At 45.2% G+C, this 13,481-nt stretch carries 14 protein-coding genes; 12 read left to right on the forward strand and 2 right to left on the reverse strand.

What is annotated here, in order from left to right; translation table 11 throughout:
- The first annotated feature begins 10 nt into the window (after positions 1-10).
- The 4 genes from ICN48_RS05945 to ICN48_RS05960 are packed head-to-tail and all read left to right on the forward strand — an operon-like array spanning position 11 to position 2,278.
- Entirely contained in the window at positions 11-478 is a 468-nt protein-coding gene (locus ICN48_RS05945; RefSeq protein ID WP_216152785.1) for a VOC family protein, read from the forward strand.
- A 53-nt stretch (positions 479-531) separates the two neighbouring features.
- Entirely contained in the window at positions 532-1,236 is a 705-nt protein-coding gene (tsaB, locus tag ICN48_RS05950) for a tRNA (adenosine(37)-N6)-threonylcarbamoyltransferase complex dimerization subunit type 1 TsaB (protein WP_370624158.1), read from the forward strand.
- Positions 1,236-1,766: a ribosomal protein S18-alanine N-acetyltransferase gene (rimI, locus tag ICN48_RS05955; protein ID WP_216152786.1), complete on the forward strand. Its 531-nt coding sequence runs from the start codon at positions 1,236-1,238 to the stop codon at positions 1,764-1,766. Before tsaB ends, rimI begins: the two co-directional genes overlap by 1 nt.
- Positions 1,763-2,278, forward strand: coding sequence for a DNA polymerase III subunit psi (locus ICN48_RS05960; RefSeq protein ID WP_216152787.1), 516 nt, complete (start codon positions 1,763-1,765; stop codon positions 2,276-2,278). The genes rimI and ICN48_RS05960 overlap by 4 nt, the downstream gene beginning before the upstream one ends.
- A gap of 70 nt (positions 2,279-2,348) precedes the next feature.
- On the opposite strand, the gene lplT is transcribed toward ICN48_RS05960, so the two are convergent.
- Positions 2,349-3,668 (reverse strand): lysophospholipid transporter LplT, encoded by a 1,320-nt coding sequence (gene lplT / locus ICN48_RS05965; protein ID WP_216152788.1) that lies wholly within the window; start codon positions 3,666-3,668, stop codon positions 2,349-2,351.
- Positions 3,669-3,742: 74 nt separating this feature from the next.
- Here lplT and alr point away from each other — a divergent pair, with 74 nt between their 5' ends.
- Positions 3,743-4,834 (forward strand): alanine racemase, encoded by a 1,092-nt coding sequence (gene alr / locus ICN48_RS05970; protein ID WP_216153054.1) that lies wholly within the window; start codon positions 3,743-3,745, stop codon positions 4,832-4,834.
- 76 nt (positions 4,835-4,910) lie between these two features.
- On the opposite strand, the gene ICN48_RS05975 is transcribed toward alr, so the two are convergent.
- Entirely contained in the window at positions 4,911-5,798 is an 888-nt protein-coding gene (locus ICN48_RS05975; RefSeq protein WP_216152789.1) for an outer membrane protein assembly factor BamD, read from the reverse strand.
- A 20-nt stretch (positions 5,799-5,818) separates the two neighbouring features.
- On the opposite strand from ICN48_RS05975, the gene ICN48_RS05980 reads away from it, so the two are divergent.
- The 7 genes from ICN48_RS05980 to ICN48_RS06010 all read left to right on the forward strand — a co-directional run bounded on the left by ICN48_RS05980 (position 5,819) and on the right by ICN48_RS06010 (position 13,458).
- Positions 5,819-6,859, forward strand: a complete 1,041-nt coding sequence (locus ICN48_RS05980; RefSeq protein WP_216152790.1) for an RluA family pseudouridine synthase — start codon at positions 5,819-5,821, stop codon at positions 6,857-6,859.
- Positions 6,856-7,617: a peptidoglycan editing factor PgeF gene (gene pgeF / locus ICN48_RS05985; protein WP_216152791.1), complete on the forward strand. Its 762-nt coding sequence runs from the start codon at positions 6,856-6,858 to the stop codon at positions 7,615-7,617. The genes ICN48_RS05980 and pgeF overlap by 4 nt, the downstream gene beginning before the upstream one ends.
- 115 nt (positions 7,618-7,732) lie before the next feature.
- The gene (gene phaC, locus ICN48_RS05990) at positions 7,733-9,367 is read left to right on the forward strand and encodes a class I poly(R)-hydroxyalkanoic acid synthase (RefSeq protein WP_216152792.1); all 1,635 of its coding nucleotides are present in this window, start codon (positions 7,733-7,735) and stop codon (positions 9,365-9,367) included.
- 31 nt (positions 9,368-9,398) lie between these two features.
- On the forward strand, positions 9,399-10,139 hold the full coding sequence (locus ICN48_RS05995) for a 3-ketoacyl-ACP reductase (RefSeq protein ID WP_216152793.1): 741 nt from the start codon (positions 9,399-9,401) through the stop codon (positions 10,137-10,139).
- A gap of 119 nt (positions 10,140-10,258) precedes the next feature.
- Positions 10,259-10,819 (forward strand): polyhydroxyalkanoate synthesis repressor PhaR, encoded by a 561-nt coding sequence (gene phaR, locus ICN48_RS06000; RefSeq protein WP_216152794.1) that lies wholly within the window; start codon positions 10,259-10,261, stop codon positions 10,817-10,819.
- Positions 10,820-10,821: 2 nt separating this feature from the next.
- On the forward strand, positions 10,822-12,180 hold the full coding sequence (gene rimO, locus ICN48_RS06005; RefSeq protein ID WP_216152795.1) for a 30S ribosomal protein S12 methylthiotransferase RimO: 1,359 nt from the start codon (positions 10,822-10,824) through the stop codon (positions 12,178-12,180).
- A gap of 93 nt (positions 12,181-12,273) precedes the next feature.
- Positions 12,274-13,458, forward strand: coding sequence for an acetyl-CoA C-acyltransferase family protein (locus ICN48_RS06010; protein WP_216152796.1), 1,185 nt, complete (start codon positions 12,274-12,276; stop codon positions 13,456-13,458).
- The last annotated feature ends 23 nt before the right edge of the window (positions 13,459-13,481 follow it).

Consider the following 13,481-nt stretch of genomic DNA (forward strand, 5'->3'; position numbering starts at 1 on the left):
ATTGATAACTATGAGTACTAAGCCATTCAAAATTTTAGGTATCCAACAAATTGCTATTGGTGGAGAAAATAAAGATCGACTCAAAAAGTTGTGGGTTGATATGCTTGGATTCGAATACAAAAGCACTTTTGTCTCAGAGCGCGAAAATGTTGATGAGGATATTTGCGCTATTGGCTCTGGTGCGCACGAGATTGAAGTTGATCTGATGCAGCCTTTTGACATTGAAAAGAAGCCAGCCGTTCATCAGACACCACTTAACCATATTGGCTTATGGGTGGATGACTTACCAAAAGCTGTCGAATGGCTCACTGCAAATGGCCTGCGTTTTGCTCCTGGGGGCATCCGTAAGGGCGCTGCCGGTTATGACATTACCTTCGTACACCCCAAGGGAAATGATGAGTTTCCAGTGAGCGGTGAGGGGGTATTGATTGAGTTGGTTCAGGCTCCTTCTGAAGTCATTGCTGGATTAAGTTCATAATTTGCGTTATTGATTAGTCAATTCACTAAGAAAATAACCAAATAAGGCTTAATGTGGCAAATCTATTGGCCATCGACACCTCCTCGGCCTGGTGTTCGGTGTCTTTATCTTTAGGTGATCAAGCGCCTGAGCTAAGACATGAAGCAGTCTCAGCTGGCGCTAGCCAACTTCTTCTTCCCTGGGTAGAGTCACTTTTAACTAATGCCAATATTACTTTAAAAGACTTAGATGCCATTGCCGTTGGAATTGGACCTGGTGCGTTTACCGGTGTAAGGCTAGGCGTAGCAGCAGTCCAAGGTTTAGCCATATCAAATAATCTGCCGGTAATTCCTGTGTGTAGCCTTGACGCAATAGCGGCTCAATTAATTGACACCAGTACCTTTAAAAAAACCAATCCCCCATATTTTGTTATTGCTATTGATGCGCGGATGGAAGAGGTCTACTGGGCCAAATACCAAACCCAGACAAATCTTTTACCTAAACGCATTAGTGATATCCAGCTCACTAAGCCCGAGAATATTGATCTCGTGGATATTGGGCTATTAGCTGGCAGTGCTATTAATGCTTTCGGCGAGCGTTTACCAGCCTTTCAGGGAGTCTTGGATTCAGAGATCTCCATATCTGCATTAGGAATCTTGGCTTGTGCAAAGCAATCGTTTAAAGGGGGATTCCATCACGATGTTCGGCAACTTGAGCCTATGTATGTACGAAATAAAGTCGCATTAACTACTGCTGAACGTGAAGAGGCATTCAAGTAATGTCAGAACATTTATCAGCCGGGGAAGAAGCAGAGCTCTCTTTCATGCCGATGCAAGCTGCAGATCTTGATGAGGTACTAAAGATTGAATCAGTCTCGCATATTCATCCTTGGACAAAAGGAAATTTTTCGGATTCTTTAGCTGCCGGGCATTGGGCTTATTGCATTCGCCCTCAAGTTGATCAAATGGTGAAAGGATCGTATTTAGATCCGGCTATCCTTTGGGCGTATTGCATTCTTTTTCCTGCAGTAGATGAGTTGCATCTTCTCAACATTACGGTATCACCCCATTTACGTAAGCTTGGTCTTGGAAAAAGAATGATGGCTGCAATTGAGGGGGTTGCTGCTCAGCAGAAAATGCCACGAATCATATTAGAAGTAAGACCCACAAACACTGCAGCCTTAGCCCTTTATGAAAAATTGGGATATGAACAAATTGGTGTGCGTAAAAATTACTATCCCGCAAGTACAGAGACCGGCTCTCGAGAGAATGCACTGGTGATGGCTAAATCGATTAAGCTAGAGCCATGATCAATAATCATTCAGCATTCCTAAAAGAAATGGGTATTACAGAGTGGACCTCACGGGACGCTGTACAGCCTCCTACAGTGGTTTCGGTTACCAGCAGTAACCAGGATTCTACTTCAGGGAATGAATCAACACGGCGACCCTCATATGGTACTTGGTGGTTCTTTGGCAACGAACCACAGGGCGATGCAAAAATCTTATTTCAAAACATCATCCGTATTTTGGGTTTAGCAAAAGATGAATGGTCCTGGAAAGGTACTTCGGAGAATTTAAGCCAGTTATCAAGCCCTGAATCACCGGTAGTGGTGGTTGCTTTTGGCGGACCTGCCGCCCAGAAAATTACGGGTGAGAGGGATTCGTTGCCACAACTTCGCGAAACAGTCCTGGCTTTGAGTACTGGTAATGAAGAAGAGATTCCAGTAATTGCTTCATTTGAATTGAATCAAGCGCTCGCCAATCCAAAAGAGAAGGCTTTGCTTTGGCAGGATTTATTGCTTGCTAAATCCGTCCTATAAAATAGCTAAAGACTCAGACTCAGACTCAGACTCAGACTCAGACTAAGTCTTGATTTAGTGGTGACCCAGCTTAGTGCTTGTGTTCGCCAATCAAATGCATAGAGTCATACTCCGCTTGATTTCTGGCGTGACGTTTAATGACCAGCCACATGATAAGACTCACGACCACACCAAAACCAATGATGACAATTTGAATTGGTATATCCAACCAGATCAGAAGCGAATAGATTAACAACATCATCAACACAGAAATGTTTTCATTAAAGTTCTGAACGGCAATAGAGTGTCCTGCTGACATCAGGACATGTCCACGATGTTGCAGAAGAGCGTTCATCGGCACTACAAAGTAACCAGCCAACCAACCTACTAAAATTAATAAGAAATAAGCAGGCAGCAAGTTCAGGGTTACCTGTAATTTGCCGATGGAGAAAATGCTTGTATTCGGAAGCAGGTCAGTGTTGTAGACAGCCATGACGCAGACAACAACACCCATGGCTATACCATAAGGTAGAACGTTCAATGACTTGCGAAGAGGTATGCGCCAAGCGGCATAGACGGCGCCACCGGCAACGCCAACTGCTGAGATCGCCTGAAGAATTGCACCTTGCGATAGATTCATGTGCAGAGCTACTTGCGCCCACTTAATCACAATAAACTGTAGTGTGGCACCGGCACCCCAAAACAAAGTAGTTACCGCTAAGGAGATCTGGCCAAGGCGATCATTCCAGAGTGTTTTAAAACAAATGGCAAAGTCTTTAACCAACTCTATTGGATTAGTTTTTTGAGAAACGTAACGGGCCCCAGTATCTGGAATCTTCAGATTAATCAGGGCAGCAACAACGTAAATCATCATGATGATGAGGATGGTCGATTCTGCTGGGGTATCAATGCCCGTCTCAAAAACAGGCATATCCAAGGCCAAAAGACTCTGAGATACGGTGCTGCTAATGAGAACGCCGCCTAAGACAGTGCCCAGAATGATCGAGCCAACCGTAAGTCCTTCAATCCAACCATTTGCTGCTACTAATTTTTCAGGGGGTAGCAATTCAGTCAGAATGCCGTACTTTGCAGGAGAGTAAGCTGCGGCGCCAAGACCAACTATCGCATAAGACATTAATGGGTGACTGCCAAATAGCATTACCACGCAACCAATAAACTTTATCGAGTTGGTGATAAACATGACATTGCCTTTGGGTCTAGAGTCTGCAAAGGCCCCTACAAAGGCTGCTAAGAGAACATAGGACAATACAAAGAACAATTTGAGCAAAGGCGTCATCCAGGCCGGCGCTTCGAGCTGGGCCAAGAGGGCAATAGCTGCAATTAGGAGAGCATTATCAGCAAGCGACGAAAAAAATTGCGCCGCCATAATGATGTAAAAGCTACGGTTCATTCGTACAATCTAGTCATTAATGCAATTAAAACATGAAAGGAGGGGTAAATATGGGTGAATCAGCTAATGACCTGATTAATAGGCCAATTTTGGCATCTATTCATACAGCTGCCTTTCAGCATAATTTAAACCGAGTTCGAGAATTGGCGCCAGAGTCCAAGATTTGGGCTGTGATCAAAGCCCGTGCTTATGGGCATTGTTTTGGTGCTGCACTTAAGGGTTTGGCCTCCACTGACGGATTTGCCTTATTAGACATTCAGGAGGCTGCTTGGTTGCGCGAACACGGCTGGCAAGGGCGTATTCTGCTTTTAGAGGGGTTTTTTCATGAAAATGAGTTTGCTAGGGCGGATGATTTAGCCTGCGACCTAGTGGTTCACTGCGACGCTCAAGTGGAGTGGTTGGAGCGCTTCAGGAGTAAAAACCATAAACCCCTTAATGTCTTTCTCAAAATGAATACCGGCATGAACCGCTTAGGATTTAAGCCCGAAGCTTATCGACTTGCCTTTCATCGCTTGCATGCCGCTGGCTATCACATGCATCACATGACTCATTTTGCAAATGCTGATCAGGTTGATCGATTGCCATCAGTTGGCTCTCAACAAGAGTTATTTAACGAAACGATTGGTGATCTAGAGGGCCCAACGTCTTTAGCAAACTCGGCTGCCATCTTATGGCATCGTAATGCCTTAGGAGACTGGGTACGCCCTGGAATCATGCTTTATGGTGCTTCACCCACTGGGCAACATGCTGATATAGAACACGCCAATCTTCAAGCGGCGATGCATCTTCATAGTGAAATTATCGATATTCAGGTACTTCAAAAGGGTGATCGTATTGGTTATGGCGGACGCTTTGAAGCGCCAAATACAATGCGTATCGGTATTGTTGCTTGCGGTTATGCCGATGGATATCCTCGTCATGCAAAAGACGGCACGCCAGTATGGGTAGCTTCTGGTGATCATGGTGTCATTTGTCCATTAGTAGGTAGAGTCTCCATGGACATGCTGGCGATTGATTTGAATAATGCCCCTAATGCAGGAGTTGGAAGTGTTGTACAGCTCTGGGGTGATAAGGTACCGGTTGACGTTGTAGCGCAAATGAGCGATACGATTGGTTATGAACTGCTTTGTGCTTTAGCACCCAGAGTACCTGTTCAAATCAAATAATAAAAATAACGAAGTTAAATAAAAAATCCTCCAGTTCGGAGGATTTTTACTTTGGTGCATGTAACGCTAAATCAGATTACTTATTCCAGAACTGCCACCATTTACGTTCTTTTTTAATGCGTTCTCCGGTTTGCAACATTTCGCTATCAGGGAAGTTCAATTTAAAGACGCGCGCAGAGTCATTGCTTAATTGGACCATGCCTAATTTTTCATAGGATTTAGTAAGAATATAAAGTGCCTCTTCGACTGCGGGTGCACGGTCGTAGTCACGGATTACGAGCTGCGCGCGATTAGCTGCTGCCAAGTAGGCGCCACGCTGATAGTAAAAGCGTGCAACGATGACATCAGCCTCTGCAAGGGAGTTCACGATATAGCGCATACGATCTAGGGCGTCAGGCGCGTATTTACTATTTGGGAAGCGCTCTACAACTACCTTGAAGGATTCAAAAGCTTCTTTAGCAGCTTTAGGGTCACGCTCACTCAAATCCTGTCCGGTAAATTTACCCAACCAACCCAAGTCATCATTAAAAGTAATGAGGCCTTTTAAGTAGTAGGCGTAATCCAAGCTTGGACTTCCTTGGTGTAATTTGATAAAGCGATCAATGGCAACAAGAGCTTGAGCTTGTTCTTGTGCCTTCCAGTAACAATAGGCAGCATTAATTTGAGCTTGTTGCGAGTAAGGGCTGAAAGGAAAGCGCGCTTCTAATTTCTCAAAGTATTTGCCGCATTTAGCAAAATCAGCATCATTGAGTTTGTCAGTCGCTTCTGAGTAGAGTTTTGACTCAGACCAAATATCAGTGTCATCTTTACTGCCGTCACTACCTGCGCATCCACTTAAAAACATTAATGCCATGATTAGGGCAAAAAGCAGAGCGAATGGAGTGCTATAAAAGCGGGCGCTCTTTTTTTGTAGGGAAGAATTCCCAGCAAGCCTTAAACTGGCGTCTGATATTACGTCGGACATAACTGAAAGGCTCTCTAAGCGTGGCATTGCCGCAAACTCCTGAATCGAATGCCATTGATTATATCGATGATGAGGATTTCATCTCCTTAGATATCCCTTTGGAGATGGCCGGCGAGCGCTTGGACAAGGTGCTAGCAGGGTCTTTGCCTGATTATTCACGCAATCGCCTGAAAGCTTGGGTTGAGGCGGGGGCGGTTATGGTCGATGGAAAAGTAACCAAAGCCCGTTATTTGCTGCATGGCGGCGAGAGTGTCAAGGTGTTTCCGCAAGAAATGCCCGAGCAATTTGCCTTTAGTCCTGAGGATATCCCTCTAGACGTGGTTTATGAGGATGATGACATCATTGTCATAAATAAGCCGCCTGGCCTGGTGGTGCATCCTGCTGCTGGTAATTGGTCGGGAACCCTGTTAAATGGGCTCTTATTTCACTATCCAGAGCTGAAGCTACTTCCCAGGGCCGGAATTGTTCATCGGCTAGATAAAGATACATCCGGATTAATGGTTGTAGCAAGAACATCCCAGGCTCAGACCTCCTTGGTCCGTCAACTTCAAGAACGTACTGTAGGGCGTCGCTACCTTGCATGGGTATGGGGTGACGCCCCAAGTCAGGGCAAAGTTCTTGCATCAGTCGGCCGTGATCAACGAGATCGCCTCAAGATGGCAGCTGGTAGCCCCCAGGGAAAGCCTGCTGCCACCTTGTTCCGTCGTCTTTCCAAGGGTTTGGTTGGGGAAGCTGCTGTTGCCCTTTTGGAATGTCGCCTTGAGACAGGGCGCACCCATCAAATCCGTGTTCATTTAGAGTCACTTGGTTTTCCCTTGGTCGGCGATCCGGTTTATCGCAAAAAAGCACCGGGTGCCGCCAAAAATATTTCATTCAATCGCCAAGCCTTACATGCCTTTGCACTGAGCCTTCAACATCCAGTCAAGCAGGAGTTGATGACTTGGTTCCGCCTGCCTCCACAGGACTTATTGGATTTATTGCCACAGCTTGGAATGGATGAAGCCGTTCTTCCTAAAGAAGCGGTTGTATTGGCTTCAATCGAAAATGAATTGCGTGCATGAGTTTTATTACCCCTCAATGGCCGGCGCCAAGATCCGTTCACGCTTTGGCAAGCACCCGTTCTGGGGGCGTTAGCAAAGCCCCATTTGATTCCCTCAATCTTGGGGATCATGTGGGTGATCAAGACATGGATGTTTCACAAAATAGAGCCATCTTCTCTAAAGCGCTGCCATCAGAACCCATTTGGCTGAAACAAATCCATGGCACTGTAGTTAGCACACCGCAAAACCGACTATTAAACTCAAGTGGATATGTGGAAGCAGATGCTTCGGTGACCAATATTCCAGGTGAGGTCTTGGTCATCATGTCGGCCGACTGTTTGCCGGTGTTATTCACCAATACCAGTGGTACTGCAGTTGGCGCTGCTCATGCTGGATGGAGGGGGCTTTGCGCTGGTGTCTTAGAAAATACGATGGTAGAACTGCTACAAATTTCTGAGGATAAAAATCCGAGCCATTTGATTGCTTGGTTTGGTCCGGCAATTGGGCCTGATTCATTTGAGGTTGGGGAAGATGTAGTCATGGCCTTTAAGGATTCTGGCTTACCCACCCCCTTAAAGGCATTTAAGCTTATTCCCCACAAGCCTGGAAAGTTTCTAGCGGATATTTACCAGTTGGCGAAAGCGCGTTTAGAGGCCTCTGGTGTACAAATGATTTTTGGTGGCCAACATTGCACTGTCAAAGACCAAGAGCAATTTTTTTCTTATCGCCGAGATGGCGAAACCGGAAGATTTGCATCGGCAATCTGGATTGAAAAATAGTTTTACCATCTAACATACGGGTTAGTACTAGCTTATCCTTTGGGCTAGGGTATTTGCGTATAACTCTATAGTGCCTAAGGGCGGAGAATGTCCCCAACTAATTGAAGAGACTAATATGTTTGCAGGCATGAATACCAGTGCAACGCCATCTTTGGCACCGCACCATATGGCACTAATTCCGCCAGAGCGTTTATCTGAAATTCAAAAAGAATATTTCACAGAATTAGCGCATATTGCCACTAATCCTGAAGCGATTGAGGTTAAAGACCGTCGCTTCGCGGGCCAAGCTTGGCACTCCTCCTGGAGCAAAGTCATTGCTGCTACCTATTTGCTCAATTCCAAGTATTTAATGGAGTTGGCAAAAGCAGTTGAGACTGATGAAAAGTCAAAACAAAAGATTCTATTTACAACTGAGCAGATGATTGATGCGCTCTCGCCATCAAACTTTATTGCCACAAACCCAGAAGTACTAGAAAGCATTATCAGCTCTCAAGGGCAATCCATTCAAAAAGGGATTGTCAATTTGTTGGGGGATATGAAAAAAGGCAAGGTCTCACAGACAGATGAGTCTGCCTTTGAGGTGGGTAAAAATATTGCCACTACTGAAGGTCATGTCGTATTTCGTAATGAGTTATTTGAATTAATTCAATACACGCCATTAACTGAGCAAGTGTTCGAGCGCCCATATTTGATGGTGCCACCATGTATCAATAAATATTACATTCTAGATTTACAGCCTGACAACTCGGTAGTGCGCCATATGGTGAGCCAGGGTCATACTGTATTTTTAGTTTCCTGGAAAAACCCAGATGCTTCTATGGCTCAAGTGAGTTGGGATGATTATGTAGGCAAGGGTGTAATCAAAGCAATAGATGTAGTGAAAGAGATCGGCGATACCAAGCAAATTAATATCTTGGGATTCTGCGTTGGCGGTACTTTAACCAGTTCAGCGTTAGCAGTTTTGGCAGCACGAGGCGAACATCCTGCTGCAAGTCTGACGCTGTTGACTACATTGTTAGATTTTACTAATACCGGTATTTTGGACGTGTTTATCGACGAAGGTATGGTCGAGATGCGCGAGAGCTCTATTGGTGGCAAGGGTGGTAAGTACGGCATGATGTCGGGCTTAGATTTAGGCAATACCTTTTCATTCCTGCGCCCCAATGACTTAGTTTGGAATTACGTAGTGGAGAATTACCTCAAAGGTAATTCACCGCCACCATTTGATTTGTTGTATTGGAACGGCGACTCCACTAATCTTCCTGGTGCAATGTATTGCTGGTATTTGCGTCACACCTATTTGCAAAATGATTTAGTAAAGCCAAACAAACTCAAAATTTGTGGCGAGAAGATTGATCTCGGGAAAATCAAATGTCCCGCTTATTTGTATGCTTCGCAGGAGGATCATATTGTTCCTTGGAAGTCTGCTTACGAATCCACCCATCTACTCAAAGGCAAAAATCGCTTTGTTTTGGGCGCATCTGGACATATTGCAGGTGTTATTAATCCACCTGCTAAAAATAAGCGCTATTACTTTGAAAATAACAAGATTGCACCTACAGCTCAAGAGTGGCTAGATGATGCCAAACAAATTCAGGGTAGCTGGTGGCCTGACTACACCAAGTGGCTAGAACAATTTAGCGGTGAGAAGAGGCAAGCAAGCGCTACTTTTGGTAATGTTGAGTATAAAAAAATGGAAGCTGCACCCGGTGTCTATGTAAAAGAAAAAGCAACACCGGAAATTAAATAACAACAACGAAGGTTTTTAAAAGGGGAATTCAATGTCTCAAAAAGTCGCATATGTAACTGGGGGTATGGGTGGTATTGGTACTGCTATTTGTCAACGTCTTGCTAAAGACGGCTTTAAGGTGATCGCTGGTTGCGGCCCGAATTCACCACGTAAGGATCGCTGGATTGGCGAGCAAAAAGCTCTAGGCTATGACTTTATTGCCTCTGAAGGTAATGTTTCAGATTGGGATAGCACTGTTGCCGCCTTTGAGAAGGTAAAGACTGAAGTAGGGCGCGTTGATGTTTTGGTGAACAATGCAGGCATTACCCGCGATAGCGTATTTCGCAAAATGACTCCAGATGCTTGGAAGGCCGTGATTGATACCAACTTGAACTCCTTGTTTAACGTTACCAAACAAGTGATTGATGGCATGGTTGAAAACAACTGGGGTCGAATCATCAATATCTCTTCTGTAAATGGTCAAAAGGGTCAATTTGGTCAGGCAAACTATTCCACCGCTAAGGCAGGCTTGCACGGCTTTACGATGGCTCTAGCCCAAGAAGTTGCTACTAAGGGCGTCACTGTGAATACGGTATCCCCAGGCTATATTGGCACTGACATGGTTAAAGCGATCCGAGAGGATGTTCTTGAGAAGATTGTTTCTGGTATTCCGGTAAAACGCTTAGGCACCCCTGAAGAGATTGCCTCCATCTGCTGCTGGATTGCATCTGATGACGGTGGCTATGCCACTGGTGCAGACTTTTCGTTAAACGGTGGTATTCATACTGGTTAATATTGCGCTGCAGCAATTAGAGCAGTTCTTGTATTACGCAACTCAGCGCATTTACCTTTCGGTCAACTTAAGGCTAAACTACGCTGATGTTGCGATGCAGTAAAGAGTAAGGAAAATAAATGGTTACCCGCGCAAAACGAGCTGGCGAAGATCGGCTCATTAAGAAGTACCCCAATCGACGTCTATACGATACGCAGACAAGCACGTATGTCACCTTGTCCGATATAAAAAACTTGGTCATGGCCAGTGAAGTGTTCAAGGTTGTTGACGCTAAAACTGAAGAAGATTTAACGCGCAATATCTTGCTACAAATTATTCTTGAAGAAGAAGCTGGTGGCGCTCCAGTGTTCTCTACACAAATGCTCTCGCAAATTATTCGCTTCTACGGAAACTCCATGCAAGGCTTAATGGGCAACTATCTTGAGAAGACCATGCAATCTTTTGTGGATATCCACAACAAGCTTGGTGATCAAACCAAAGGCTTGGGTGCTGGCAGCACTCCAGAAGCCTGGTCTCAGATGATGAATCTGCAAAACCCCCTCATGCAAGGCTTGATGGGTAATTACATGCAACAGAGCAAGGATCTTTTCATCAAGATGCAAGAGCAAGTGCAAGGCTCGCAAAATATCTTTGGAAACTTTCCATTTTCACCGCAGCCCAATAAAACTGAAAAAGAATAGTTGTGGCTGGAAAAATTGGATTTGTATCCTTAGGTTGTCCTAAGGCGCTTGTAGACTCTGAGCTTATCCTGACGCAACTCAGTGCTGAAGGATACGAGACTGCCAAAGATTATTCTGGCGCGGATCTTGTAGTTGTCAATACCTGTGGCTTTATCGATTCAGCAGTTGAGGAGAGTCTCTCGGCTATTGGAGAGGCCTTGTCTGAAAACGGTAAAGTGATTGTGACTGGCTGTCTAGGTGCCAGAAAAAATGCGGATGGCAGTGACCTCATTACAAGCATTCACCCTAAGGTGCTTGCTGTTACAGGGCCGCATGCTACCGATGAGGTTATGCAAGCAATTCATTTGCATCTACCTAAGCCGCATGATCCATTCATGGATTTAGTTCCTCCGGCCGGTGTGAAGCTCACTCCAAAGCATTACGCCTATCTCAAAATTAGTGAGGGATGTAATCATCGCTGTACTTTTTGCATCATCCCCAACATGCGTGGTGATTTAGTTTCTCGACCGATTGGTGAGGTGTTGCTTGAAGCGAAACGATTGTTTGAATCGGGTGTAAAAGAATTGTTGGTTGTTTCCCAGGACACGAGTGCCTATGGGGTTGATATTCAATACCGCACAGGCTTTTGGGATGGCAAACCAGTCAAAACCAAAATGTTTGATTTGGTAAATGCCTTAAATCAAATTGCTCGGGAACATCAGGCTTGGGTTCGATTGCACTATGTCTATCCATACCCACATGTAGATGATGTCTTGCCCTTGATGGCGGAGTTCGCAGAGCATGGCTATGGCGTGTTGCCGTATTTGGATATTCCGCTGCAACATGCCCATCCAGACGTACTTAAGCGGATGAAGCGACCAGCCAGTGGCGAAAAGAATTTAGAGCGCATCTTGGCATGGCGTGAAGCTTGTCCTGATTTAGTGATTCGCAGCACCTTTATTGCAGGCTTTCCTGGAGAGACTGAGGAAGAGTTTGAATATCTCCTTAACTTCCTAGATGAGGCGCAAATTGATAGGGCCGGTTGTTTTGCCTACTCACCTGTTGAGGGGGCTACCGCCAATCAATTAGACAATCCAGTGCCTAGTGAGCTGCGGGAAGATCGTCGTGCCAGGTTTATGGCTAAGGCGGAAGATATCTCCATTAAGCGACTTGCTAAAAAATTAGGCAAACGAATTCAGGTCATCATTGATCGAGTAGACGATTCTGGTGGAATCGGCAGAACTATTGGCGATGCCCCAGAAATTGATGGTCTAGTAAGGGTTTTGCCCGCAAGTAAGCCTTCTAAACGCTATCGTGCCGGCGATATCATTAAGGCCACTGTCATTAGCTCCCAAGGGCATGACCTAATAGCCGAAACTTGACGAATCGAATAAAACAGATAGTTGAAATATTGATTTAGTACTTATTTAGTGCAATATCAGCCCAAAATTAGGGCTTAGCAAAGGGGGATTAATATGAGTCGTGATGTCGTAGTCTTAAGTGCAGTTCGTTCCGCAATTGGCACCTTTAATGGCGCTCTCAGTAGTTTAGAGCCATCTGAGCTCGGCGGTATTGTGATGAAAGAGGCGGTTGCACGCTCAGGAGTTGATCCGGCTCTAATTAACTACGTTACTGTTGGAAATACTATCCCGACAGATAGTCGTTATGCCTATGTTGCTCGTGTAGCTTCTATTCAGGCAGGATTACCAATGGAATCCGTAGCGATGGCATTGAATCGTTTGTGCAGTTCAGGCTTGCAAGCAATTGTGACTACTGCGCAGCAAATTATGTTGGGTGATTGTGATTACGGTATTGGCGGTGGGGTAGAGGTAATGTCACGCGGCATGTATGGTTCACCAGCAATGCGCAGCGGTGCCCGTATGGGTGATACCAAGATGCTCGATTTGATGGTGGCCGTTTTAACTGACCCATTTGGCGTTGGTCATATGGGTGTTACCGCAGAAAACCTTGTAGAGAAATGGAAGCTCACCCGTGAAGAGCAAGATGCACTGGCAGTGGAATCACATCGCCGTGCAGCAAATGCCATTAAAGAGGGTCGCTTTAAGTCTCAGATCGTGCCAATCACGATTAAAACTCGCAAGGGTGAAATCGTGTTTGATACCGATGAGCATGTTAAGCCTGAAACCACTATGGAAACACTTGCCAAGATGAAGGCTGTGTTCAAAAAAGAAGGTGGCTCTGTTACTGCCGGTAATGCTTCTGGAATTAATGATGGCGCTGCGTTCTTTGTATTGGCTGATGCTGAAACTGCTAAGAAAGCTGGCCATAAGCCAATCGCTCGTTTGGTATCGTATGCAGTAGCTGGTGTGCCCAACCACATCATGGGTGAGGGCCCAATCCCAGCTACTAAACTTGCTCTAGAGCGCGCCGGTCTCAAGTTAGATCAAATCGACGTGATTGAATCTAACGAGGCTTTTGCTGCGCAAGCATTAGCTGTTACTAAAGGTTTGGGCTTAGATCCAGCCAAGACTAACGTGAATGGTGGTGCAATTGCTTTAGGACACCCAATTGGTTGTTCAGGTGCAGCGATTGCTACTAAAGCTATTCATGAGTTACATCGCGTTCAAGGTAAATATGCTTTGGTAACGATGTGTATAGGTGGCGGCCAAGGTATTGCTACTATCTTTGAGCGTCTATAAATATTTATATAAACGCATAATGA

This window comes from Polynucleobacter sp. JS-Safj-400b-B2, from assembly GCF_018881975.1.
GTDB lineage: Bacteria > Pseudomonadota > Gammaproteobacteria > Burkholderiales > Burkholderiaceae > Polynucleobacter.

Excerpts from the sequence above, each read along its gene's own strand:
- ICN48_RS05945 (WP_216152785.1), top strand. The coding sequence starts at position 11 with ATGAGTACTAAGCCATTCAAAATTTTAGGTATCCAACAAATTGCTATT.
- rimI (WP_216152786.1), top strand. The coding sequence starts at position 1,236 with ATGTCAGAACATTTATCAGCCGGGGAAGAAGCAGAGCTCTCTTTCATG.
- ICN48_RS05960 (WP_216152787.1), top strand. The coding sequence starts at position 1,763 with ATGATCAATAATCATTCAGCATTCCTAAAAGAAATGGGTATTACAGAG.
- lplT (WP_216152788.1), bottom strand. The coding sequence starts at position 3,668 with ATGAACCGTAGCTTTTACATCATTATGGCGGCGCAATTTTTTTCGTCG.
- ICN48_RS05975 (WP_216152789.1), bottom strand. The coding sequence starts at position 5,798 with ATGTCCGACGTAATATCAGACGCCAGTTTAAGGCTTGCTGGGAATTCT.
- pgeF (WP_216152791.1), top strand. The coding sequence starts at position 6,856 with ATGAGTTTTATTACCCCTCAATGGCCGGCGCCAAGATCCGTTCACGCT.
- phaC (WP_216152792.1), top strand. The coding sequence starts at position 7,733 with ATGTTTGCAGGCATGAATACCAGTGCAACGCCATCTTTGGCACCGCAC.
- ICN48_RS05995 (WP_216152793.1), top strand. The coding sequence starts at position 9,399 with ATGTCTCAAAAAGTCGCATATGTAACTGGGGGTATGGGTGGTATTGGT.
- phaR (WP_216152794.1), top strand. The coding sequence starts at position 10,259 with ATGGTTACCCGCGCAAAACGAGCTGGCGAAGATCGGCTCATTAAGAAG.
- ICN48_RS06010 (WP_216152796.1), top strand. The coding sequence starts at position 12,274 with ATGAGTCGTGATGTCGTAGTCTTAAGTGCAGTTCGTTCCGCAATTGGC.